The 21,005-nt window shown below is 35.6% G+C and carries 20 protein-coding genes; 9 read left to right on the top strand and 11 right to left on the bottom strand.

Features of this window, described 5'->3' with window-relative positions; translation table 11 throughout:
• Positions 1-176 precede the first annotated feature (176 nt).
• Together I600_RS11395 and I600_RS11390 are read left to right on the top strand one after the other, a co-directional pair.
• Positions 177-1,226 carry a helix-turn-helix domain-containing protein gene (locus I600_RS11395; RefSeq protein WP_058104655.1) on the top strand — a complete coding sequence of 350 codons (1,050 nt, stop codon included), beginning with the start codon at positions 177-179 and terminating at the stop codon, positions 1,224-1,226.
• Positions 1,227-1,395: 169 nt separating this feature from the next.
• Positions 1,396-2,433: a helix-turn-helix domain-containing protein gene (locus I600_RS11390; protein WP_058105123.1), complete on the top strand. Its 1,038-nt coding sequence runs from the start codon at positions 1,396-1,398 to the stop codon at positions 2,431-2,433.
• Here the strand turns inward: I600_RS11390 and I600_RS11385 are convergent.
• The 3 genes from I600_RS11385 to I600_RS11375 all read right to left on the bottom strand — a co-directional run bounded on the left by I600_RS11385 (position 2,430) and on the right by I600_RS11375 (position 4,037).
• A complete protein-coding gene (locus tag I600_RS11385; protein WP_058104654.1) occupies positions 2,430-3,092 on the bottom strand; it encodes an SOS response-associated peptidase in 663 nt (220 codons plus the stop codon). The two genes, I600_RS11390 and I600_RS11385, sit on opposite strands and share 4 nt — an antisense overlap.
• Positions 3,093-3,294: 202 nt before the next feature.
• Positions 3,295-3,744: a ferritin-like domain-containing protein gene (locus I600_RS11380; RefSeq protein ID WP_058104653.1), complete on the bottom strand. Its 450-nt coding sequence runs from the start codon at positions 3,742-3,744 to the stop codon at positions 3,295-3,297.
• 50 nt (positions 3,745-3,794) lie between these two features.
• Complete coding sequence (locus I600_RS11375) at positions 3,795-4,037, bottom strand: hypothetical protein (RefSeq protein WP_157490890.1); 243 nt, start codon at positions 4,035-4,037, stop codon at positions 3,795-3,797.
• Positions 4,038-4,304: 267 nt separating this feature from the next.
• On the opposite strand from I600_RS11375, the gene I600_RS11370 reads away from it, so the two are divergent.
• A complete protein-coding gene (locus I600_RS11370) occupies positions 4,305-4,517 on the top strand; it encodes a hypervirulence associated TUDOR domain-containing protein (RefSeq protein WP_058104651.1) in 213 nt (70 codons plus the stop codon).
• Positions 4,518-4,529: 12 nt separating this feature from the next.
• On the opposite strand, the gene I600_RS11365 is transcribed toward I600_RS11370, so the two are convergent.
• Positions 4,530-5,606: a DNA topoisomerase IB gene (locus I600_RS11365; protein WP_058104650.1), complete on the bottom strand. Its 1,077-nt coding sequence runs from the start codon at positions 5,604-5,606 to the stop codon at positions 4,530-4,532.
• Between the two features lie 225 nt (positions 5,607-5,831).
• On the opposite strand from I600_RS11365, the gene I600_RS11360 reads away from it, so the two are divergent.
• Complete coding sequence (locus I600_RS11360; RefSeq protein WP_058104649.1) at positions 5,832-6,437, top strand: DUF2652 domain-containing protein; 606 nt, start codon at positions 5,832-5,834, stop codon at positions 6,435-6,437.
• Between the two features lie 109 nt (positions 6,438-6,546).
• Positions 6,547-7,014, top strand: coding sequence for a Dps family protein (locus tag I600_RS11355; RefSeq protein ID WP_058104648.1), 468 nt, complete (start codon positions 6,547-6,549; stop codon positions 7,012-7,014).
• A 77-nt stretch (positions 7,015-7,091) separates the two neighbouring features.
• On the opposite strand, the gene I600_RS11350 is transcribed toward I600_RS11355, so the two are convergent.
• The 3 genes from I600_RS11350 to I600_RS11340 are packed head-to-tail and all read right to left on the bottom strand — an operon-like array spanning position 7,092 to position 7,975.
• On the bottom strand, positions 7,092-7,286 hold the full coding sequence (locus tag I600_RS11350; RefSeq protein ID WP_036150676.1) for a hypothetical protein: 195 nt from the start codon (positions 7,284-7,286) through the stop codon (positions 7,092-7,094).
• 8 nt (positions 7,287-7,294) lie between these two features.
• A complete protein-coding gene (locus I600_RS11345; RefSeq protein WP_058104647.1) occupies positions 7,295-7,642 on the bottom strand; it encodes a hypothetical protein in 348 nt (115 codons plus the stop codon).
• Positions 7,643-7,975 carry a YtxH domain-containing protein gene (locus I600_RS11340; RefSeq protein ID WP_058104646.1) on the bottom strand — a complete coding sequence of 111 codons (333 nt, stop codon included), beginning with the start codon at positions 7,973-7,975 and terminating at the stop codon, positions 7,643-7,645.
• A 199-nt stretch (positions 7,976-8,174) separates the two neighbouring features.
• Here I600_RS11340 and I600_RS11335 point away from each other — a divergent pair, with 199 nt between their 5' ends.
• Genes I600_RS11335 through I600_RS11325 form a run of 4 tightly spaced genes read left to right on the top strand, consistent with a single transcriptional unit; the run spans position 8,175 to position 14,755 of the window.
• Complete coding sequence (locus I600_RS11335; RefSeq protein WP_058104645.1) at positions 8,175-9,536, top strand: NAD-dependent succinate-semialdehyde dehydrogenase; 1,362 nt, start codon at positions 8,175-8,177, stop codon at positions 9,534-9,536.
• 4 nt (positions 9,537-9,540) lie between these two features.
• A complete protein-coding gene (locus tag I600_RS19210; RefSeq protein ID WP_156894544.1) occupies positions 9,541-9,711 on the top strand; it encodes a hypothetical protein in 171 nt (56 codons plus the stop codon).
• Positions 9,712-9,748: 37 nt separating this feature from the next.
• Positions 9,749-13,489 (top strand): hypothetical protein, encoded by a 3,741-nt coding sequence (locus I600_RS11330; RefSeq protein WP_058104644.1) that lies wholly within the window; start codon positions 9,749-9,751, stop codon positions 13,487-13,489.
• Positions 13,490-13,543: 54 nt separating this feature from the next.
• A complete protein-coding gene (locus I600_RS11325; RefSeq protein WP_058104643.1) occupies positions 13,544-14,755 on the top strand; it encodes a Pycsar system effector family protein in 1,212 nt (403 codons plus the stop codon).
• Positions 14,756-14,804: 49 nt separating this feature from the next.
• Here I600_RS11325 and I600_RS19560 read toward each other — a convergent pair whose 3' ends face one another.
• The 4 genes from I600_RS19560 to I600_RS11310 all read right to left on the bottom strand — a co-directional run bounded on the left by I600_RS19560 (position 14,805) and on the right by I600_RS11310 (position 21,000).
• Positions 14,805-14,930: a hypothetical protein gene (locus tag I600_RS19560; protein WP_262493602.1), complete on the bottom strand. Its 126-nt coding sequence runs from the start codon at positions 14,928-14,930 to the stop codon at positions 14,805-14,807.
• Between the two features lie 141 nt (positions 14,931-15,071).
• On the bottom strand, positions 15,072-16,508 hold the full coding sequence (locus I600_RS11320; protein ID WP_058104642.1) for a rubredoxin: 1,437 nt from the start codon (positions 16,506-16,508) through the stop codon (positions 15,072-15,074).
• 11 nt (positions 16,509-16,519) lie between these two features.
• Positions 16,520-20,050 (bottom strand): nitrate reductase, encoded by a 3,531-nt coding sequence (locus I600_RS11315; protein WP_058104641.1) that lies wholly within the window; start codon positions 20,048-20,050, stop codon positions 16,520-16,522.
• Between the two features lie 275 nt (positions 20,051-20,325).
• Positions 20,326-21,000 carry a response regulator transcription factor gene (locus I600_RS11310; RefSeq protein ID WP_058104640.1) on the bottom strand — a complete coding sequence of 225 codons (675 nt, stop codon included), beginning with the start codon at positions 20,998-21,000 and terminating at the stop codon, positions 20,326-20,328.
• Between the last annotated feature and the right edge of the window lie 5 nt (positions 21,001-21,005).

Here is a 21,005-nt window from a genome sequence, read left to right as displayed (position 1 = left end):
GACACTAATACCCTGTTTTGCTTGGTTGTAAAAAATTAAATCTTAACTCATCCAAACAATATGGCTAATTGACTAACATATAATTCATTACCTACATTTTTGTGTTAATCTAAAACCTTATTAAGCCAAATATCCTTTCGTAAATTGACTTATCTTGTACACATAATCCAATTAGTATGGGTACAAAAAAAGAGTTTAAGGAGTTGAACGTGGTTGATATCGTAAAGGATATTGCCCACAGATTAGATGTTGATTATAGGGAAGAGAACAATGAAATTTGTATGGATATCCCTAAAGAGGCTGGTACCGGTCATATAAAAGCAATTAGTTTTTCTCATGGTGTGGGCATTTTAGATGTTGATATTACCCTTAAGAAAGACACCCGGTTTGTGCTTAATCAATCTTTAGTGCAGCCATTGGAAATTGTATTTAATAGGGAAAAGAGTATTTGGCATGAGTTTGAAGGCCAAGAAAAACTAACAGAAATAAAGCATTTAGAAAGTGCCATTTTTTCTTGTAACAGTAAATACGGAAATGTACTTACACTTAAAGCCGAAGAACCTGTTTGCTTCTTTAGCTTAGAGATCAACAGAAAATTGTTCGAAGAAAAAATTGAGTCTTTTTTACCGGAAATGAACGAAGACCTAGAGGGTCTGTTTAGAGATGTTAACGGTATTAACCTTTTTTTTCACAAAGCTCATTATAGCCTTGATATTGCAAAATGTATTGAGGAAATCAACCAAACGGAAGATCAAGGTTTTACAAAAAGTGTATTTATTGAAGGCAAATGCTATGAAATACTGGCACACCATCTAAGGCAATATGTAGATGATGCCTCCCCAAGCGAAAAAAGAACAATTCTTAGACAGTCTACCGTTGTTAAAATAGAACACGCCGCAAATATTATAGATGAGAGTTTAGACCAGGCACCAGATGTTTTAACACTTTCAAAAAAAGTAGGCTTAAATCAAAATACACTACAAAACGGTTTTCAAAGCTTATTTGGACTTTCGGTCAAAGAATATTTGCAAAACAAACGCATGGAAAAAGCCAGACATTTAATGGAAAGTACTCATTTGAACATCACTGAAATTACTTATAGAATTGGTATTACCTCTAGAAGTTACTTCTCTAAATTGTTCAAAGAACGATATTCAATGTCGCCAAAACAGTATATGCAAAAATTAGAAGCTACCAAGGAAAAAGATGATACCACTGCTATTTAGATATGCTTTTTAAAATTAATCAAAGTTGCTTTCATTCATTTTTTAACATTTCATACAAAATTAAAAGTACCCATTTGTGTCAATTAACATTTCAAAAGTGTTAACCTAATTCTGCTTTTTACAGTTGTTTTGTAGTATACAATTACCAGTGTATACCAATGATAAAACAATGAGGGAGTTGATTATAAATAGTACTAAGTCAGAAAACATTTTTACCCAGATACAAACGTGTTTGCAGGGTAAACTTAAAGGTGACTGGGGCGAAAAAATCATAACCTTCAATAATAGCACAGGAAAAGGTACGCTGAGAACCATTGATTTTAATTGGGGCCTATCTCTAATTGATTGTGATATTAAGCTCAACGAAGATGTAAAAATTGTGTTTGATACCGATGAACTATCTCCAATTGAATTCATTTTTATTACAAAAGGCTATTTTGAGTATAGCGAAAACTACACCGATGCTTTCAATAGGCTTAAGCAGTTTCAAAATACGATTATCTCCCATAAAAGAAATGCCAAAAAAACATTTCTATTTCCAAAAGGTGAGCATTTAAAAATCAATTTTATACGGGTAGAACGTCAAGAGTATCTACAAAAGAAGAACAATGACATTTCGCAATTAAATCAATTATTGGTTTCAATTTTCAATGACAATGAATGCAACACCGCTTTTCAGCACGGTGGTAGTTATAGTCTAAGAATTGCGGAAGAAATAAAATTGCTCAACAACATAGATATTGACAACGGCATGCTAAGATCCTTATCACTAGAGGGTAGGGTCTATCTTATACTATCTCTACAATTATTAGAACATAAAAATTTTGAAGAAAATATGAATTTACCTGAAGCTATTTCTAAAGAGGATATTCTAAAAATTCACAAATTGACCACTTATATTATTGAAAATATATCCGAGAATATATCAATTACCACCTTAAGTGAAGAGTCTGGACTTAGCCCTAAAAAATTACAATTAGGTTTTAAAATTTTATATTCAAAAACAGTCAATGAGTATGTACGATCTTTAAAGCTTGAAATTTCCAAGAATTACCTAAAAAATTCCGATCTCTCCGTTTCAGAAATAGTCTATGCCATAGGTATTAAAAGTAGAAGTTATTTCTCTAAAATTTTCTTTGAAGCATATGATATACTACCAACCGAGTATAGAAAGCATATAAAGAACAAAAACTCATCTATACGTTAATTTTCAGGATACTCGCAAGAGTTGAGCATGCTATCGTATGATATGTCTTGATTAAAAAGACTTTTAGCAATCGGTCTTACCGCAAGATCTGTTCTATGCGGTGGTCTTAATAGTGCTTTAGCTTGTTCTACTGAAATATCACCAGATAGCCATTCTTGTTTATCTTCATGGTCTATAATGCTAGGCATGTAATCCACTAAATTCTGATAGTCTATAACCACTTCTTCCAGTGGTCCTGTAAGTAACGAACATGTTAAAAACCCATCGTCCAAGATGGTATAAATACCTGCCAGGTATAATATTTCACCGTTTGTTCTACTAACGTGGTACGGATAAATTTCTCCATTTCTTAGTACTGATGTAAAGAAACCTGTAACGGGTATTATACACCTTCTGTTTAAAAAAGAATCATGATACCAGATTTCAGTATCCATCTTATGGGTGGGTATATTGAGTGTATTGTTCAGTTTTTGAAAAAGCTCCCAATCCTCATTAAAACTACTGGGCAATAGACCCCAGATAGCTAAAGATATGGTGTTTGGCTCATCCATAGTTACTATGGGTATAGACACTTCCGTTAGACCGCTGATAACAACTTGGGGGGTATATAAATTGGGATATTTGAACAAAGCATTTACGTCTCGCTCTATCTCCTTCATCTTTGCTGTATTCGAAATTTTAAAATACATATCAATCTTTTGCTTTAGACATAAAGTTCAGTTATTTAGCAAGGATCTCTTATTGCAGAAACTAAAAATGATGACGCATTAAAAATAAGTTTATGTACTACTTAAATTCTTGCATACAATCCAAAAAAAAGAGGCTTAAATAAGCCTCTTTCATTAGTTTAAACACTATTGTTTATCGTGCGTCTTCTAAAATTTTAATATTGGACAAACCATTTTTGATCGCCTCTTTTTGACTTCTTAAAATTGTAGCCGTGGTAGACGGTAAGGAGGTATCTTCCAATACATCTTCATACTCTTCAATAGCTGCTTTTTCACCTCTAATAGCTTCTTCTAACATGGATTCTGCATTATCAAGTGAAAATAAGGCTTTAACGTCCATCCAAGCTCTGTGTGCTTTACCGGTAATACTATCACCCTTATCAATTTTCTGACCAAATGACATAATTTCTGTTTTTAACTCATGACCAAAATCATAACGTTGTTTTGCCTTTGATTCAAAAAACGCCTTTAATTGAGGGTTATCAATGTTTTCGGCCGCTTTTTTAAAGCCTTTCTCGGCATCATAGGTTTTCTCCAACAACTCATTTAATTTATTTCCAACTTCTTCTGTATATGTACTCATTTTATATAGTTTTAATTACGTGACCTCTTTTTTAAAGATGTTGATCACTATTACATCTTGTAAAATTTATTTCTGTTTTTAAAATCTTGTAATTTTCTTTTTAGCTCGTTCAAATCTTTCGCTTTGCTTTGATCGGAATACATCAACATATGATCTAAATCAATTTCGCAAAACTCATCTCTTTGGGTTTTGCTCAAATCATCAACAGTATTATCGATCAAATATTCACTTACCAAAAAACCTAGATACCCTAGACCTATCATTATCGATATCCCTATAACAAAATCTATCATCGTATTGTTTTGATATCAAATATATACGTGATCATCGGTTCTTTTTATCCTTAAAAAAGGAAGCATTAACTCCTTTGAATTGGGTTAATATTCAGGTGTTTAGAGCAAAAAATAAATGCGGCATTTCACACAATAATTTCAAATATTATAGAAATTGCAATATCAAATTTTAGTTCTCGTGTTTGTGCCCCTGAAAAAGGTAATTTCCATCACTGGTTCTCCAAAAAACTAGAAGTGATGGAAATGCACAAACAACAATAAATAAGTATGATAAGAAAAGGTACAGTAGTAAAATGGTCATGGGGTAATGGTACTGCAGAAGGTACTGTTGAAGAAACATATATATCTAAAACCACAAAGACCATAAAAGGAAGTGAGGTTACTAGAAATGGCAGTAGTGACGATAAAGCACTATATATAAAACAAGATGATGGTGATTACGTTCTAAAAAGTGAGAGCGAGGTTGACCGCGCCGATTAAGGTGAAAATACCCTAATTCTTTTTGGACAAATTCAATAACGGATTAAAATCCGAAATTAATTTTATCAATGCTTTCTCTGCCGCTGTTTGATATGCTGACGAGGACTGTTTCTCCAAATTCTGAAATACCTTATGTAACCCTCCATTTTCATAAGTGCTTACCACGTATGGGTGCACATAATACTTCTTACAAACATTTCTGGTATTACCAAGAGCTTTGGCCGTGGCGTCAAAAGCCTTGATTACATTCTTTTTAATTTGGGTTTCATCATTGGTTGGTGCATTCTCTAGCAATGACTCAAAAAAGATAATGGTGCCAGACCAAGTTCTAAAGTCCTTTGCAGTAAACAGGTCTCCGCTTATTTCTTGTAGATACTCATTGACCATACCACTATCTACATTGGTTTTAATTCCGTCCTCGTCAAAAAATTGAAAAAGATTCCAACCCGGTATCTCCTCGCATTGAAGTACCAACCTACGCAAACGTTTATTGTTAAGAGTTATGCTATGCTTTTTGCCCTTTTTACCTATAAACTCAAACTTTAATTTGTTCTTACTGGTTTTTAAATGCTTGTTTCTAAGTGTAGACAGCCCATAGGTCTTGTTTCTTTTGGCATATTGTTGATTACCTATACGAATATGCGTTTCTTCCATTAACCTAACTATAAGTGCAAGTACTTTATCTTTTGGCCAGCCTTGTAATTGTAGATCTTCATCTACCTGTTTGCGTATATTGGGCAATGCCTGCCCAAAATGATGCATTCTCAAAAACTTGGTACGGTTTCTTACCCTTAGCCAAAGTTCATGATACCTATATTGCAATCTATGTTTTAAGTCATAGCCCACTGCTTGTAAATGTGCGTTGGCTATCGATGCTATTTTAACTTCTTGCCAGGCAGGTGGAATTACTAACTTTTTTATCCTTTTTAATTCAGTTTCTTTTTGCAAAGGTTTATTCTTCAGCAAATACAGAAACTTGTCTTTTTCTTTCACCCTTTGTATGGTCAAGGCTTCTCTATCTACATATTTTAACTGCATATGGGCAGCAATATCATGGGGCTCACTAGCCAATAGTTCTGAATAATTCATTTTTAGAGAAGTAAAGTGAAACGTATCTATTTTTGTTTATACTTTTTAATGTATCATGAAACAAAAATAAATAATGAGGTCATCTTTTTAGTGCCCAAAAAAACTGTTTTATAGCCTAAATGACTTTTCACTTGCTAGTTGGATTGTGATATCATTTTTATGAAACGAGGTCTTTTTGATAATAGAAGTTCTCTACCTTGCCCCAATATCTTTATACTGCCGCATATGAAAGGATCACCCATGTTAATTTGTATACCAGACATTAGTGGCTTTACTGAATTTATGAGCGAAACGGATTTTGAACTAAGTTCAAAAATTATTCCTGCGCTTTTAAATCAGATCATCTACACGAATAAGATCGGATTAAAAGTTTCTGAAATTGAAGGTGATGCCGTACTCTTTTTTAAGACCGGAGAAATGCCATCATTACAAGCACTCATTGAACAGTGTAGAATATTCTACACTGAATTCTATAAAGAATTGGATGCGTTGAGAGAAAAATATAAGAAAAACAAAGATGCCGCTTCCATACCGGAAATTTTAGGTCTTAAAATAATCCTGCATTATGGAAAAGAAATAGCATTGACCAAGGTTGGCAACAGCATTAAGCTGTTTGGCGAAGACCTTATCATTGCCCACAAGCTTTTAAAGAATAAGGTAAGAATGAATGAGTATTTGCTATTTACCGAAGGCTTGACCAATTTCTACAAAGAGAACAATTTGGATGATCAATTTGATTGGGGTTCCTTAAAACAAAACTCTACCGAGTATGAACATGTTGGTGAAATAAACTATTCATACATTAACCTAAAGCCCCTTGTAAAGCCTTAATAACACTACTAACGTTAAAAAAGGTTAAAGTGTTGATCATTAAGCTTTCTGGGTCAACACCCTACCGTTAACATGATTAATTTTGTACTAAACAATTAAACAAATTTTTATGAGCTACTTAGATATAAAATCAAAGGATATTAAACCAATTGTCAATGAATTAAATACATTGTTGGCAGATTACAATCTCTACTATCAAAACTTAAGAGGCTATCACTGGAATGTGTCCGGTAAAAACTTTTTTGACCTACACATTAAGTTTGAAGAGCTGTATACTGATGCTAGAATAAAAATTGATGAAATAGCTGAACGTATTTTAACGTTAAGAGATAACCCAACCAGTGAATTTTCAAAATATTTTGAAATGTCGTCCATCAAAGAAACGTCTTCCCTGATCTCTGATACCGAAATGGTAAAAAATATACTTGATCAGCATGAGACCTTATTAAAGCAGATGAGCAAGGTTGTTAAAGTTGCAGAAGCTGGTGGCGATGAAGGAACCATTGATATGATCGGTGGATACATTGGCGAAATTGAAAAAGTAAGTTGGATGTTAGATGCGTGGACCAAAGAATAACATCAACAAACATTACACATAAAAAAAGCACCTCATTAAATGAGGTGCTTTTTTTATGCTTTTTAAATGGTTATATTTTATTTGACCACTTTACGTACCAAATAAAGCATTCCAAATTTTTTGGCAGCGGAGATTGCAGTGGAAACCCAGTTGTACGGACTCAAATCTTGTTTTACGTCATTCTTTATGCCCTTAAGTTCTTCTAAAGCAATTTCACGCTCTAATTTCAAGCGCTTTAAATGAAACTCTACTTCCTCAAAATTTTTATACATAGCTCTATTTAATTAAAGAATTTGACCGACAGCTTTTTCACCAACAGATTATCAATTTTGCTCCTAAATAAATAGGCCAATATCAATAAAAGGATAAAGAAAGCACCGGCAATTAGACATGCGCCTACCATACTATCAATAATCTTTGCCAAGTACACAACGCCGGCAACCGTAATAAAAACAAGTGCCATAAAACCAAGACCACCAAATACAGCTGTTTTCAGCAGCATACCAGTGGTCATAGTTAATTGTTGAAACACTTTTAGCCTGTAGTACTCTTGGGTTTTTTTATAATAAACCTCTCCTACATCAATAGCTTTATTAGACGTTTCGTTAAGTGAATCAATTACTCCCATTTATACTGTTTTCTGCAGTTTCTTATTTTTGGTCTTCAACTCGGCCAATTTTTTCTCCAATGTTGAAATAACATCTTCGGTTTTATAACTTATATCTGAAACCAAAGATTCTACCCTGGTATCTAAAGTCTCTCTTTCATCAGACATTTTTGAAACTACTCTGTTCTTTAGATCTAAAGCACTTTCTGTAAAATTATCTCTTGTAGATGCTGCTTGATCTGCAATTAATCTTCTTGTATTCTCACCCTTATCCGGTGCATAAAGAATTCCTAAGGCTGCACCAATGGCAGAACCTGCAATAATTGCTAATAATGTATTTCCACTATTGTTCATATTTTAAATTTTAGATTAAACGTTTCTTTTATTCAATAATAGCGGTCTAGCTATCATCTTCAACAAAGTTCTTTAATACCTATACAATTACTTAACTCAAAACCTTATAATATTGACCGTAACAATACCTAACTTAAAGGGTTAAGAATAATATGGAACGCATTAATACACACAACCCCTTACACCTAAATTTGCCGTTATGAAAGATTACGATTTAAAAAACCCATACACTGGCGATACCATAGCTACTTACACTTTAGATGATAGCAAGTCTATACAATCTAAGTTAAAGAAAGCATTGGAAATCCAAACTTCATGGGCCAACATGGAATTTGAAGATAGATGTCAATTGTTGACCAATGTGGCCGAGTTGCTTATAGAACGTAAAGAGGAATACGCCAAGCTAATGACCCAAGAAATGGGCAAGCCAATATCACAAGGCATTGCCGAAATTGAAAAGTGCGCTTGGGTCTGTGATTTTTATGCTTTAAATGCCGAGGACCTTTTAGCCGATGAACTTATTGATACAGATGCAAATGAAAGTTTTATTAGTCATGATCCCTTAGGATGCATTTTGGCCGTTATGCCCTGGAATTATCCATTTTGGCAAGTGTTAAGGTTTGCAGCACCTACATTGACCGCTGGTAACACCGCTTTATTGAAACATGCAAAAAACGTTACGGGATGTTCTCTGGCCATAGAGCAATTGTTTTTAGATGCCGGATATCCAGAAGGGTGTTTACAAAGTATAAAATCAGGTCATGAAGAAATAGAAAAACTTATTGCCCACGAAGGTATTAAGGCCGTAACCCTCACCGGAAGTGAGAAAGCAGGTAGGTCTATTGCCCGTACAGCAGGTGAAAATCTTAAAAAATCTGTCCTGGAACTTGGTGGGAACAATGCATGTATTATATGGGAAGATGCTGATCTGGACCAATATATATCAACAATGGCCACTGCACGTATGCAGAATACGGGGCAAAGTTGTATTGCCGCAAAAAGGTTCATTGTATGTGCTGATATTTATGATGACTTCATAGAAAAGTTTACCGCAGAAATTAAATCTTTTAAAGTAGGTGACCCAATGGATAAAGATACTTTTATTGGTGTTATGGCGCGGGAAGATTTGGCTGAAGAACTTCAAAAACAAGTACAGGATTCCATTGATATGGGTGCAGAAATTATTTTGGGCAATGAAAGAAATGGCGCCTATTTTTCCCCTACCATACTTACCAATGTCACCAAAGAAATGCCAGTGTTCAAAGAAGAAACTTTTGGTCCTGTAGCTGCTATTACCAAAGTGGCAAATAGAGAAGAGGCAATACAATTAGCGACCAATTCTAGATTTGGACTGGGTAGTATGTTATTTACCCAAGATATAGATAGTGCCATGGATATGATATCACAAATTCCAGATGGAGCATTCTTTATCAATGACATGGTGAAATCTGACCCTAGATTACCATTTGGAGGTACAAAAGCTTCCGGTTATGGTAGAGAACTGTCTAGGGAAGGCATATTGGAATTCGTTAACAAAAAAACAGTATACATTAAAAAATAAAAACATGAAAGAGAATACAAAAGAGACAAAGTTCGTAAAAGAACCCGAAGAAGAAACCAGGGAATTTATCCTTCAGAAAAACAAAAAAACAAAACTGGGCGTAACCATTTTAATATCATTTTTGGTCATTCTCATAATTGGGATCATTGTTTCAAACGTGTTTTTTACCAATTAAAAAAACCTCTTAGACCAGTATCAACTTAAACATTTATATGACCAACCCACCATACCATTCTTGGGCAAATTATTTGACCGTAAAACCTTTTAGTATTCTAATTGCTTTACTGTTTATATCTTCTTGCGCAACATACAAAGAGCAAAGCAATATTCACAGTGACTCAACTGTGGAAAATACAAATGATATCACCCATACCTTCTACATTGCAGGCGGTCTGGGCAATGCATCTTCGGTACCTAACAATGCACTTTTACAGCGCTTTAAAGAAGAGCTAGATCTAGCTACAGAAAATAGTACGTTGGTCTTTACGGGTGATAATATATCTCCAGAGACCAATAATTGGCTGATCGATAGCCTTTTTATTCAACAACAGTTGGATCTTTCATCTAATTTTAAGGGAGAAACCATATTCTTGCCAGGTAATAACGAATGGAAAAGTTATAAGCTAAACAAGATAGAAAAAGTAGAAAACTATCTAAAAGATGTTGAAAGACAAAACACTGCAGTACTTCCAAATAATGGCTGCCCTATAGAACACAAGGTCATAAATGACGATCTTGATCTTATTTTAGTGGACTCTAAATGGTTTGTATCCAACTGGTCCAGAATTGAAGATATCAACAAAAAGTGCTCTGATATTATTACCCGTAGAAGATTTATGGAGGAGTTGGAAGGGTACATAGGCGATGGCCAAGGCAAGAATATTGTCATAGCTATGCATCACCCCGTATTTACCAACGGTACCTACGCTGGTAAAACAACGGTTAAAGATCACGCTACACCGCTACCGTTAGTGGGTACTATTAAAAATGCCGTGATGGACTTGGGTGCGTTTGATCCTGAACATGTAAATTCCAGAAGATATAATTATCTACGTATTGCAGTAAGTGCCTTGGCACAGGCCAATGATAGAATTACCTTGATTTCCGGTCATGAAGAAAGTCTGCAATTATTGGAAGGTGGTGGCATTCACCAAATAGTAAGTGGCTCTTTAGGAGAAAAAAGTGCTGCCAAATTAACAGCTGGTAGAATTACCGCCATAGGTGGTTCTATTGATTATCATGGTGAATATGTGTATGGCGAGCGTGGCTTTGCAAGGCTAGACTATTTTAAAGATGGTAGTTCTAAAGTAACGTTTGTTTCTGAAAACGATCTTTCATCTAGCAAGACCTTTAATGTCCTTTCTAAAAAAGAACCTGAAAAAGAATTTGATCAATTTACAGTAAATGGTAAGGAAATAGAAGAGACCAATATCTTAGACGACCCAAAGGATTATAATAAAAGTGGATTTTATAAATTTTTGTGGGGAGAGCGTTATCGCAACTATTATGGTAAGCCTGTAGAAGCCCCCATAGTTCAATTAGACACCCTTTACGGAGGTCTCTCGGTTGTTAAAGAAGGAGGCGGACACCAATCTTTCTCCCTTCGTTTAGAAGATGCAAACGGCAAACAATATGCCATGAGATCATTAAAGAAAAGCGCGCTTAAGTTTTTAAAATTCAAGATTCCGGGCATATCGTATAATACGCAAGATTATCAAGATACTTGGGCAGAAAAAGCAATTTCAGATTTCTTTACCACTGCCCACCCATACATGCAGCTGGTCATTAATCCCTTAGCTAAATCCGTAGGAATAAACCATTCTGATACAGATTTGTTTTATGTTCCAAAGCAAGACAGCCTTAAACAATTCAATGAAAACTATGGTGATGAATTATATTATATAGAGCGTAGACCGTCTGAAGAACAAGCACATTATAAGGGCTATAGAAGAACAATCCATGAAAATTCCGGTGAAGTGGTAGACTATGAAAGTACTACGGATATGTTAGAAAAAATAAAGAGCGATGAGTCTTATTGGGTAGATGAAAAGAGCTTTATTAGAGCTAGAATTTTCGATATGCTTATTGGCGATTGGGACCGCCACCAAGATCAATGGAGGTGGATCGAATATGAAAGTCCGGATGGTGAGAAAGAGTTTATGCCCGTTCCAAGAGATAGGGACAATGCATTCCCAAGGTTCGATGGCAAAGTAATCCCTTTTGTACAGTGGTTTGTTCCCGGTACAAGAAATTGGGAAACCTATGATGAGGATGTAGATAATGTAAAATGGCTGAACCTTTCCGGTAACAGATTAGATAGAACATTGGCCACTAGTTATGGACCAGAGGCATGGGTAGAAGAGGCAAGAGCCATACAAGATGGAATGACGGCAGAGGTTATAGAAAAAGCCTTTAAACGTTTGCCCATGGCGGTGCAAGATGAAACTTCAGAATATATTAAGCAAAGTTTAAAACAACGACTAGAAACATTGCCTAAAACCGCTGAAGCGTATGCAAATTACCTTAATAAAATTGTAGCCGTACTCGGTACCGAAAAAGACGACATCTTTACCATGACCAGAATGAAAAATGGTGAAACCAAGGTTGTAGTAAAACGTATTTTAAGTGATGAAAAAAATGAATTGGTCTACTCAAGAACATTCAATGATAGTTTAACGAAAGAAGTCTGGATCTATGGTTTAGGTGATGATGATGTTTTTGTTGTTGAAGGTGAAGAAAACCCTAAAACCAAATTAAGAATAATTGGAGGTTATGGTGACGATACTTACACCATAGGCAATAAGAAAAAAGTAAAATTGTACGATTGGGAACATGAAAAGATTGATATTCAAGATCAAAAACCTAAAACCCTATTAACCGATAATTATAAGACGAACACTTTTCATTTTAGATATTTTGAGCCTAATACCAATGTATTGGTGCCCACATTAGGGTTTAGAACGGACGATGGTTTTTTTCTAGGAGCATCAAACACCTATACCCAAAAAGGAATAGACGGTAATTCATTTAGACAACAGCATAGCATTAGTGCCAATTACTACTTTAATTTTAAGGCTGCTGAACTGTCTTACTCCGGTATTTACGGAAGTGTTTTCCCCGGATGGAATTTTGAAACAAGTGCCTACTTTGCCAATGATCGTTATGTAAAGAACTTTTTTGGCTTTGGTAACGAAACTGTAAACAATGAAGATGCCCTTGATAGAGATTATTATAGAGGCAGAATTAGAATGTTAAAGGCAAGTGCCGGTTTAGCATATTACAGCCTTCGTATCAGAGGGTTATTTGAGTCGTTTAAGGTAGATGACAACCCAAACAGATTGTTCAATAGCAACAATCTTAATAATGAAATATTTGAAACCCAAAACTACGGAGGACTAGAATTGACGGGGGAATATGATCGTGATGATGCAGGTGATTTTCCATCAAAAGCTATTTACTTTGGCTTCTCCGCTGGTTATAAAATGAATATCGCCAATAATGACAACAAGTTTGGTTATGCTTCTTTGAAAGTAGGTTTTGACCATAAATTAGAACATAAGGGAAACCTTGTATTTAGTACTACTGCGGAATACAAAGGACTTTTTGATTACAATGATGTATATTTTTACCATACACCCTCTATTGGTGGTGGTAACGGACTTAGAGGATTTAGGGATGAACGTTTTACCGGCAAGTCTTATTTCTACCAATCTTCAGATCTTAAACTGAAACTAAAGCGTTACATAACCGCTGTATCTCCTGTAACCATTGGTATGTACGGTGGGTTTGATTATGGTAGGGTATGGATGCCCAATGAAAGTTCAAATGTTTGGCATACTTCCCAAGGCGGCGGTTTTTGGATCAGCAGCTTAAAGGCACTTACGTTTAATATTGGATATTTTAATTCTAAGGAAAGTAATCTTATTCAGGTTGGTTTTGGTCTATCAATTTAACATAAGCAGATAATTTTTGTACATTTCTAAAGTATTATCTTTTTCATTAAACTTATGTCTACAATAGTTTCAAAAGCCGAAGTATTTGCCACAGATCTCTTGACCGGCAATATTGACCCAAGATTTTTATATCATAATCTTAGGCACACCCAACGTGTTGTAGAGAGTACTAAAGAATTGATCGAAGGAGAAAATATTTCAGACGAAGAAAGTGAACAATTATTGGTTGCCGCCTGGTTTCATGATTTGGGCTACACAAAATCTTACACCGATCACGAAGAGCAAAGTTGCCTATTGGTAAAAGATTTCTTGGCAGAACATAAAATGTCCGTTTCCTTCTCAGAAGTTGTTTGTAGCCTTATTATGGCCACTAAAAAAAATTACGAGCCAGTAAACGAATTAGAGAAAATAATTCGCGATGCAGACTCATCACACTTTCATATTAAAAATTTTGTTGCATCTACAGAGCTTTTACGTGAAGAACTCGCCCTTATTGGCAAACAAAGCTTTACAACGGCAGATTGGCGCAAAGAGAATATAAAATTCTTACGTACCAATCATCGCTTTTATACAGATTATGCCATAAATAATTGGCAAAAGGGAAAAGATAAAAATATTAAGAGGCTCATTAAAGCGAGAAAAAAGCACAAAGAGCTCGTAAAAAAAGAAAGTTTAAAAGCTAAGTTCAAAGGAGAACTGCCAGATAGGGGAATACAGACATTGTATAGAGTTACGTTACAAAATCATTTAAAACTTAGTGATATTGCAGACACCAAAGCAAACATTCTATTGTCCGTAAATGCCATTATCATATCTATGGCGCTCGCTAATTTGGTGCCCAAATTAGACAACCCCACAAACGATTATTTATTTTACCCTACCTTTTTGTTCATCGTTTTTAGTGTAGTTTCTATGGTAATGTCCATTATTGCCACAAAACCTAACGTAACCACTGGGCAGTTTACAGAAGAAGAGGTTACCACCAAAAAAGTCAATTTATTGTTCTTTGGTAATTTTCACAAAATGAAACTAGAGCAGTACAATTGGGCTATGAAAGAACTTATAAAGGACAAGGATTATATATATAGTTCTCTAACTAAAGACCTATATTTTCTGGGTGTGGTCCTGGAAAGAAAGTATCGCATTCTAAGATGGACATATACCATTTTTATGATAGGTATGGTATTATCTGTAATCGTGTTCGGTATTGCTTTAAAATTCTACGGACCAGACCGCATACTTGAACTTCCTGTAATGCAACCATAGTAGAAAACTGGTAAGGCTGATTACGGTGTTTTTTCAATAACTGTAAAGATTAAATACCAAAAGCCATAAACAGTACACATAACATAATACCGATAACGGCAATTACAATAGTGAACTTTAATGCTTTGGCCAATACCGGTTCTTTACGGCTTTCATTTATATTTACCCTGGTCATGAGTGTTGGTTTATTTAGAATAATACCACAAAATTATGGCTTCACTTTTTTAAGTTTTAACTCCAAAAGCGAATTTATTACCTCCATTAAATATACACTAACTTATTGAATATAGGGCAAGTAGAAAATCATATAGTGTTATTAGCCCATTTGTATCATGGCTTCCTTAAACTTTGATTTAGGAGCGGAGCAGACCGGGCACTCATATGCCTCACTTATATCTTGAAATTTTGTGCCGGCAACTATATTGAAATCTTCATCTCCAAATGATTCATCATATACCGTAAAGCAATCTTGACATTGATATAACTGCTGTTTAGTTTCAACCACCTCAACATCTGTAGTTTTTTCCAAATCGTCAACTTGCCCTAGTTGGTCAAAATACATCTTACTCAACTCCATTAACAGACCGGGCAGTTCTATTTTATCAATATCCTGGGCGTAGGTAATATACTTTTGACTATTGGGATCAAAATGTTCAAAATGTAGCACATTGTACGTTGGGCGAACTTCAAACTCTTTAACAATGGTGGGCAAGCTGTTCTTTTCAATAATCACCGAGGCAAAGTGCGAACGCTTACCCACTTCATTGCTTATACCAAAAGTAAGACCGTAGGTACTAATATCATTTTGATCAAAACTTCTGACCAAATATTTTTTAAGCTCAAGGGCTTCACCGTCATCAATTGGTACGTGCCAGTTCATCTCTAACTGAGAGTGCCTAACATTAATTCCCCTTTTGCCCAAAAACCTTTCAAGTTCTGGTCTACTTGATTTTTTAATTCCTTTTACCACGAAAGATTTCCAGGGTGTAATACAGATTTTACCAATACTGTTATCTAAACAAAAACCACAAAACGCCTTTAAAAACGATAGGTCATATTTATTATTTCTCCAGTACAGTCCCAACCAATAAAGATCGGTACCCAACCGGTTCATACCCTCATAGTACGGGAAGGTCTGAAAAGAAACCTTTAATTCCTTTTCCATGGTTTTATTGTTCGTCTCCAAGTTTTTGTTCATTACAAAGAACAACTCATCTATATCTGAAATGTCTTCATGAATTTCCTCTATTTGCTTTGAAATGGAATTTATATCCCAACTATAGATCAAAACCGGATAAAAAGCAGATGATTTCCAGTGTGGAAGTTTAATGTTTAAATACCAATAATCTTCTTGATCAGATGCAATAAAATTGAGATTGCCACTAAAAATAGGTACTAGTCTTTGTTTAGGATCAGTAATATTGATTTTGAGTTTTGGCAAAAAATCAAAACCTTCTAAAATATATAAATACGTAGACCCCTTTAACCAGTGGGTCATGTCAAAAATATCTGCAGATACGTAAGAGCTTACAATATTCTGATACGATCTATTGGCAATGATATCAGTATTGAATTTTGAAATACTTTCCAATTGCTCTTCTTTGGCATCTTTCAACGGAAACAAAATATCTTGTCTTGAACCAAAGTTTACACTGGTTAGACCGGCAGACTCTAGCATGGTAATTATATCCTTTAATTCGCCCGGGGAAGTAACCCCTCCCTTGATCAATATTCTATGAAGATCATCGTTCATATCTTATCATTTTAATTAGCCAATACAAGCTGTTTTTGTAATAACTCCTTAATCTCTGGCTTACAGCTACCACAGCCCAAACCTGCACCTGTTTCTGAGCATAATTTGTTGAACTCGGAACATCCGCCATTAATAGCATCAATAACATTACCTTCACCCACTTGACTACAGGAACAGACCAATTTACCCTTTAACGGAACAGAGGTAGAAGCGCCACGCAACAGCTCATCCCGCTTTTCAGAGAGTTCAATTTCCTCTTCTATGAGCCTTTTAAATTCTGCAAATTCATTTTTATCGCCCATTAAAATGGCACCTTTAAGCGTGTCGTCTTTTACGATACATTTCTTATAAAAGCGCTTGCTGACATCCATTAGAATAATTTCTTCATACGATGGATCCCCTAACGGTGAGTTGACCATGCCAATGCTGCAGAGATCTAAATTTTCGAACTTTAAAATATTCATTAAAACAGAGCCGTTGTAAATACTGCTGAAATCGCCAAGAATAAAATTTGCCGCAATATCAGCTTGTTGTTCAGCTGCCGACGTAATTCCGAAAAGTGAATTTTTGTATTCCGCTATTTCACCTAGTGCAAAAATAGAAGGGTCGCTACTTTGTAAGTATGAATTTACAACGACTCCCCTACGGGTATGAACCCCAGTCTGTTTTGCCAATTCTATATTGGGCCTAGTACCAATGGCATACACAATGGCATTACATTGAATGGTTCTACCAGTTTTTAGATTTACTAAAAGACTATGTTTTTGGCCCTTATCCTCAAAAACGGTACTTACCTCATTATCAAAATAGAGGTTTATGCCGCGCTCCATTACATCTTCTGCCAGTAGCCTACTTGCAACACTATCCAATTGACGTTCCATTAAACGCGGTGCCCTTTGAATAATGCTAATGTTGATGTTGATCTTTTTCAATGCCGCTGCAAGCTCCAAACCTAAAAGTCCGCCACCTACAATGACCACATTCTGATCTTTTGCCTTTAGACCGGTTTCCGCTAAATATTTTCTAAGTTTATCGGCATCGCCTCTTTCACGCATGGTAAAGCGACCAGGTAATTTTATTTGAACATCACTAGGGATAAATGCCCTACTACCCGTTGCCATAATAAGCAAATCATAAGAATGCACATTACCCAAAGAATCTAAAATCGTCTTTTCATCTGCATTGATATTGTCTATACAAATACCGGAATGCAAGGTGACATCTAGCTTTTGCAACTCACCTTCCTTCAATTTTTCCAAAGCTTCCCAAGAAAGTTCATCACTAACATATTCCGGTAGTAGAACCCTATTGTAAAAAGGATCTTTTTCCTTTGAAAACACATGAAGTTCATCTTCTGTATTTTTTTCTCTGTAAGATTGTATGAAACGATATGCAGCGGCACCGGCACCTACGACTACTACCTTCTGCTTCTCTTTTACAAATTTGGAGACCTCAACCGCACAGTATTTAAAATCCGGCTCTTTAGATATTGGGTCTACCAAATCGTTGGTCAGGTTATTTGCCCTACCAAAATCATTGTTCAATACTTTACCCCAATGCATTGGTAAAAAAACTACCGATTCTCTTATATCATAGTTGAGCTGTACCTTCACCTGTACCTGCCCACGTCTGCTTTTGACCACTGCAATATCTCCATCCTTAATTTTTCTTAAGTAGGCATCAACAGCATTCATTTCTAAATAAGGTTGTGGAATATGGGTCAATAACCTCTTAACCTTACCGGTCTTGGTACGGGTATGCCATTGATCGCGAACCCTACCTGAATTTAATATTAATGGATATTCGTTATCCGTTTCCTCTGACTTGTTATAAAGCGTTGATGGGGCATTAAAATGTGCTTTTTTATCATTGGTGAAAAATTTACGGTCTGTAAATAATCTAGGTGTCCCCTTATGTGTTTTGTGCGGTACGGGCCATTGAAAACTACCCTCATTGATCAACCTTTCATAAGATAGACCAGATATATCTATTTCCGTGCCTTTGGTAAGCAAACAATGCTCATCATAGACCTCACTACTATTTGCATAATCAAATCCTGTATAGCCCATTGCTTGTGCAAAACGCCAAATAATCTCTGCATCTGGCAAGGCCTCTCCTGGCGCATCTATTACTTTTGGCAGATAACTAATTCTTCTTTCAGAATTGGTCATGGTACCTTCTTTTTCTAACCAACCCGCCGCAGGTAGCAAAAGATCGGCAAATTTAGTCGTCTCCGAGTTATGTGATATGTCTTGTACCACCACGAATTTTGCCTTTTTCAATGCTCTTTCTACCTTTTTTACGTTGGGCATACTAACTGCAGGATTGGTACAGATGATCCAAATGGCCTTTAGTTTTTCTTCATCCAAGGCATCAAACATTTCTGTAGCGGTATACCCTGGTTCTGCCTGAATTTCCCCACCTCCCCAAAAGTCGGACACTTCTTTTCTATGCTTAGGGTTACCCAAGTTTTTATGGGCTGCCAATAAACTGGCCATACCACCAACTTCTCTACCCCCCATGGCATTTGGTTGCCCTGTCAATGAAAACGGACCAGAACCAGGTTTTCCTATTTGACCTGTTAATAACGATAGGTTTAATAACGAAACATTTTTAGCAACACCTATAACACTTTGGTTCAGCCCCATGGTCCACATACTAATGAACTTTTTGGCATTGCCTATATACTCTGCCGCTTTACGTATATCCGCTACTGGAATACCACATTTTTTAGCCGCCTCTTTGAGCGTTAATGTATAAGCCATTTCTTTACACGCTTCAAAATTTGCTGTGTGTTTTTTAATAAAGGCAACATCTATTTTTCTTTTATCTATTAATCTACGCGCAATGGCATTAAATAAAATTACATCGGTACCCGGTAAAATCTGCAAATGTAAATCTGCCCCAGCACAGGTTTGGGTTTTTCTAGGATCTACGACAATTACTTTAACCTGCGGATTTTCTTCTTTATGCTTTTCCAATCTTCTATATAAAATAGGATGGCACCAAGCCGGATTTGCTCCTGCTATTAAAAAACAATCTGCCAATTCTATATCCTCATAACAAATTGGAACGGAGTCTTCCCCTAAAGTTTTCTTATATCCTACTACGGCAGAACTCATGCACAGTCTAGAATTGGTATCTATATTATTTGTGCCTATAAAACCTTTGGTCAATTTGTTTATTAGATAGTATTCTTCTGTTAGGCATTGGCCTGACACATAAAATCCCACACTATCTGGACCGTGTTTTGCAATGATACTCTTAAAAACCGCCGCAGCACGTTCAAAGGCGGCATCCCAAGAAACACGTTGTAATGGGTGATTGCGGCTCCACTTCATCTCTGGATATAAAATTCTATCTGTAGTGTCTTGCGCTACGTAATTTAGATTACGCCCTTTGGTACAAAGCATGCCCTTATTTGAAGGATAATCAGGGTTACCATCTACGCTTATTGTTCCTTTTGCATCAACGTCTACCAACATACCACAGCCTACACCGCAATAAGAACATATTGTTTTATGAGTTTTAGTACTATTCATTTTACCAGAGATAAAGAATGGTTTAGAAGTATACTGCAAATTATAAAAAGTACGTATAAATACGTACTTTTTTATGATAAATGTTTTGCCTAAAAACTAGTGATTCAAAATTAAAACGGACAAATACTGAGAATAAGTCAAAGAATAGCATTCTAGAGCTAATACCCGTTAAAGTATTAAACCTCAGCTCTATTTGAAAAAGAGTTGTTTATCATCATATCCGTTTTAGGCTACAGCTCTCTTTTGTAGCACAACAACCTCAAATACAAACGATATTAAATTAAATTATACTTCTGCGATTTTTTAGAAAGATCAATGAGGTTTTTTACATCCATCTTACGCATTAAATTAAAACGATGCGTTTCAATAGTACGCTTACTATTCTGAAGCTTTTCGGAAATTTGCTGATTGGTTAAGCCAGAGAGTACCAACTCTAACACTTTTAATTCTTTATTGGTAAGATCAAAAACATTTTCACCTGTCTTTTTTGGTGTTTCTTCTTTTTTTACAATCTCATTTTTGCTGCCCAAAAGATTGTTTACCAATACATTACTAATATCTCCGCTAAAATATTTACCACCTTCCCTAACGGTATGTATAGCTTTAATGAACTCTGATTTATCAGTATCTTTCAATAAATAACCATTGGCGCCGGAGCTAATGGATTTCAAGATATACTCTTCAGAATCATGCATTGACAAGATTATAGTTTTCACCGAAGATTTGCTTTGCGTCAATTCGGCAACGGCATCAATACCGTTCATAACGGGCATTCTAATATCAATGATCAAAATATCGGGATTTACTACCCCTACCAAATCAATGGCCTCTTTACCGTTAGACGCTTCACCAATTACTTGTAGATCAGACTCTGTTTCCAATAAAGAACGTATACCGTCCCTTACCAAAGCGTGATCATCTGCCAATACTATTCTTGTTATTTCACTCAAAATAT

It is taken from the genome of Maribacter dokdonensis DSW-8, from assembly GCF_001447995.1.
Taxonomy (GTDB): domain Bacteria; phylum Bacteroidota; class Bacteroidia; order Flavobacteriales; family Flavobacteriaceae; genus Maribacter; species Maribacter dokdonensis.
The sequence above is the reverse complement of the archived record's forward strand: the minus strand, read 5'-3'. Positions and strand labels throughout refer to the sequence as shown.

What these genes read in the sequence shown, in the direction of transcription:
- I600_RS11395 (WP_058104655.1), top strand. Translation starts at nt 177, where the DNA reads ATGGGTACAAAAAAAGAGTTTAAGGAGTTGAACGTGGTTGATATCGTA.
- I600_RS11390 (WP_058105123.1), top strand. Translation starts at nt 1,396, where the DNA reads ATGAGGGAGTTGATTATAAATAGTACTAAGTCAGAAAACATTTTTACC.
- I600_RS11385 (WP_058104654.1), bottom strand. Translation starts at nt 3,092, where the DNA reads ATGAAGGAGATAGAGCGAGACGTAAATGCTTTGTTCAAATATCCCAAT.
- I600_RS11380 (WP_058104653.1), bottom strand. Translation starts at nt 3,744, where the DNA reads ATGAGTACATATACAGAAGAAGTTGGAAATAAATTAAATGAGTTGTTG.
- I600_RS11375 (WP_157490890.1), bottom strand. Translation starts at nt 4,037, where the DNA reads ATGATAGATTTTGTTATAGGGATATCGATAATGATAGGTCTAGGGTAT.
- I600_RS11370 (WP_058104651.1), top strand. Translation starts at nt 4,305, where the DNA reads ATGATAAGAAAAGGTACAGTAGTAAAATGGTCATGGGGTAATGGTACT.
- I600_RS11365 (WP_058104650.1), bottom strand. Translation starts at nt 5,606, where the DNA reads ATGAATTATTCAGAACTATTGGCTAGTGAGCCCCATGATATTGCTGCC.
- I600_RS11360 (WP_058104649.1), top strand. Translation starts at nt 5,832, where the DNA reads ATGAAAGGATCACCCATGTTAATTTGTATACCAGACATTAGTGGCTTT.
- I600_RS11355 (WP_058104648.1), top strand. Translation starts at nt 6,547, where the DNA reads ATGAGCTACTTAGATATAAAATCAAAGGATATTAAACCAATTGTCAAT.
- I600_RS11350 (WP_036150676.1), bottom strand. Translation starts at nt 7,286, where the DNA reads ATGTATAAAAATTTTGAGGAAGTAGAGTTTCATTTAAAGCGCTTGAAA.
- I600_RS11345 (WP_058104647.1), bottom strand. Translation starts at nt 7,642, where the DNA reads ATGGGAGTAATTGATTCACTTAACGAAACGTCTAATAAAGCTATTGAT.
- I600_RS11340 (WP_058104646.1), bottom strand. Translation starts at nt 7,975, where the DNA reads ATGAACAATAGTGGAAATACATTATTAGCAATTATTGCAGGTTCTGCC.
- I600_RS11335 (WP_058104645.1), top strand. Translation starts at nt 8,175, where the DNA reads ATGAAAGATTACGATTTAAAAAACCCATACACTGGCGATACCATAGCT.
- I600_RS19210 (WP_156894544.1), top strand. Translation starts at nt 9,541, where the DNA reads ATGAAAGAGAATACAAAAGAGACAAAGTTCGTAAAAGAACCCGAAGAA.
- I600_RS11330 (WP_058104644.1), top strand. Translation starts at nt 9,749, where the DNA reads ATGACCAACCCACCATACCATTCTTGGGCAAATTATTTGACCGTAAAA.
- I600_RS11325 (WP_058104643.1), top strand. Translation starts at nt 13,544, where the DNA reads ATGTCTACAATAGTTTCAAAAGCCGAAGTATTTGCCACAGATCTCTTG.
- I600_RS19560 (WP_262493602.1), bottom strand. Translation starts at nt 14,930, where the DNA reads ATGACCAGGGTAAATATAAATGAAAGCCGTAAAGAACCGGTATTGGCC.
- I600_RS11320 (WP_058104642.1), bottom strand. Translation starts at nt 16,508, where the DNA reads ATGAACGATGATCTTCATAGAATATTGATCAAGGGAGGGGTTACTTCC.
- I600_RS11315 (WP_058104641.1), bottom strand. Translation starts at nt 20,050, where the DNA reads ATGAATAGTACTAAAACTCATAAAACAATATGTTCTTATTGCGGTGTA.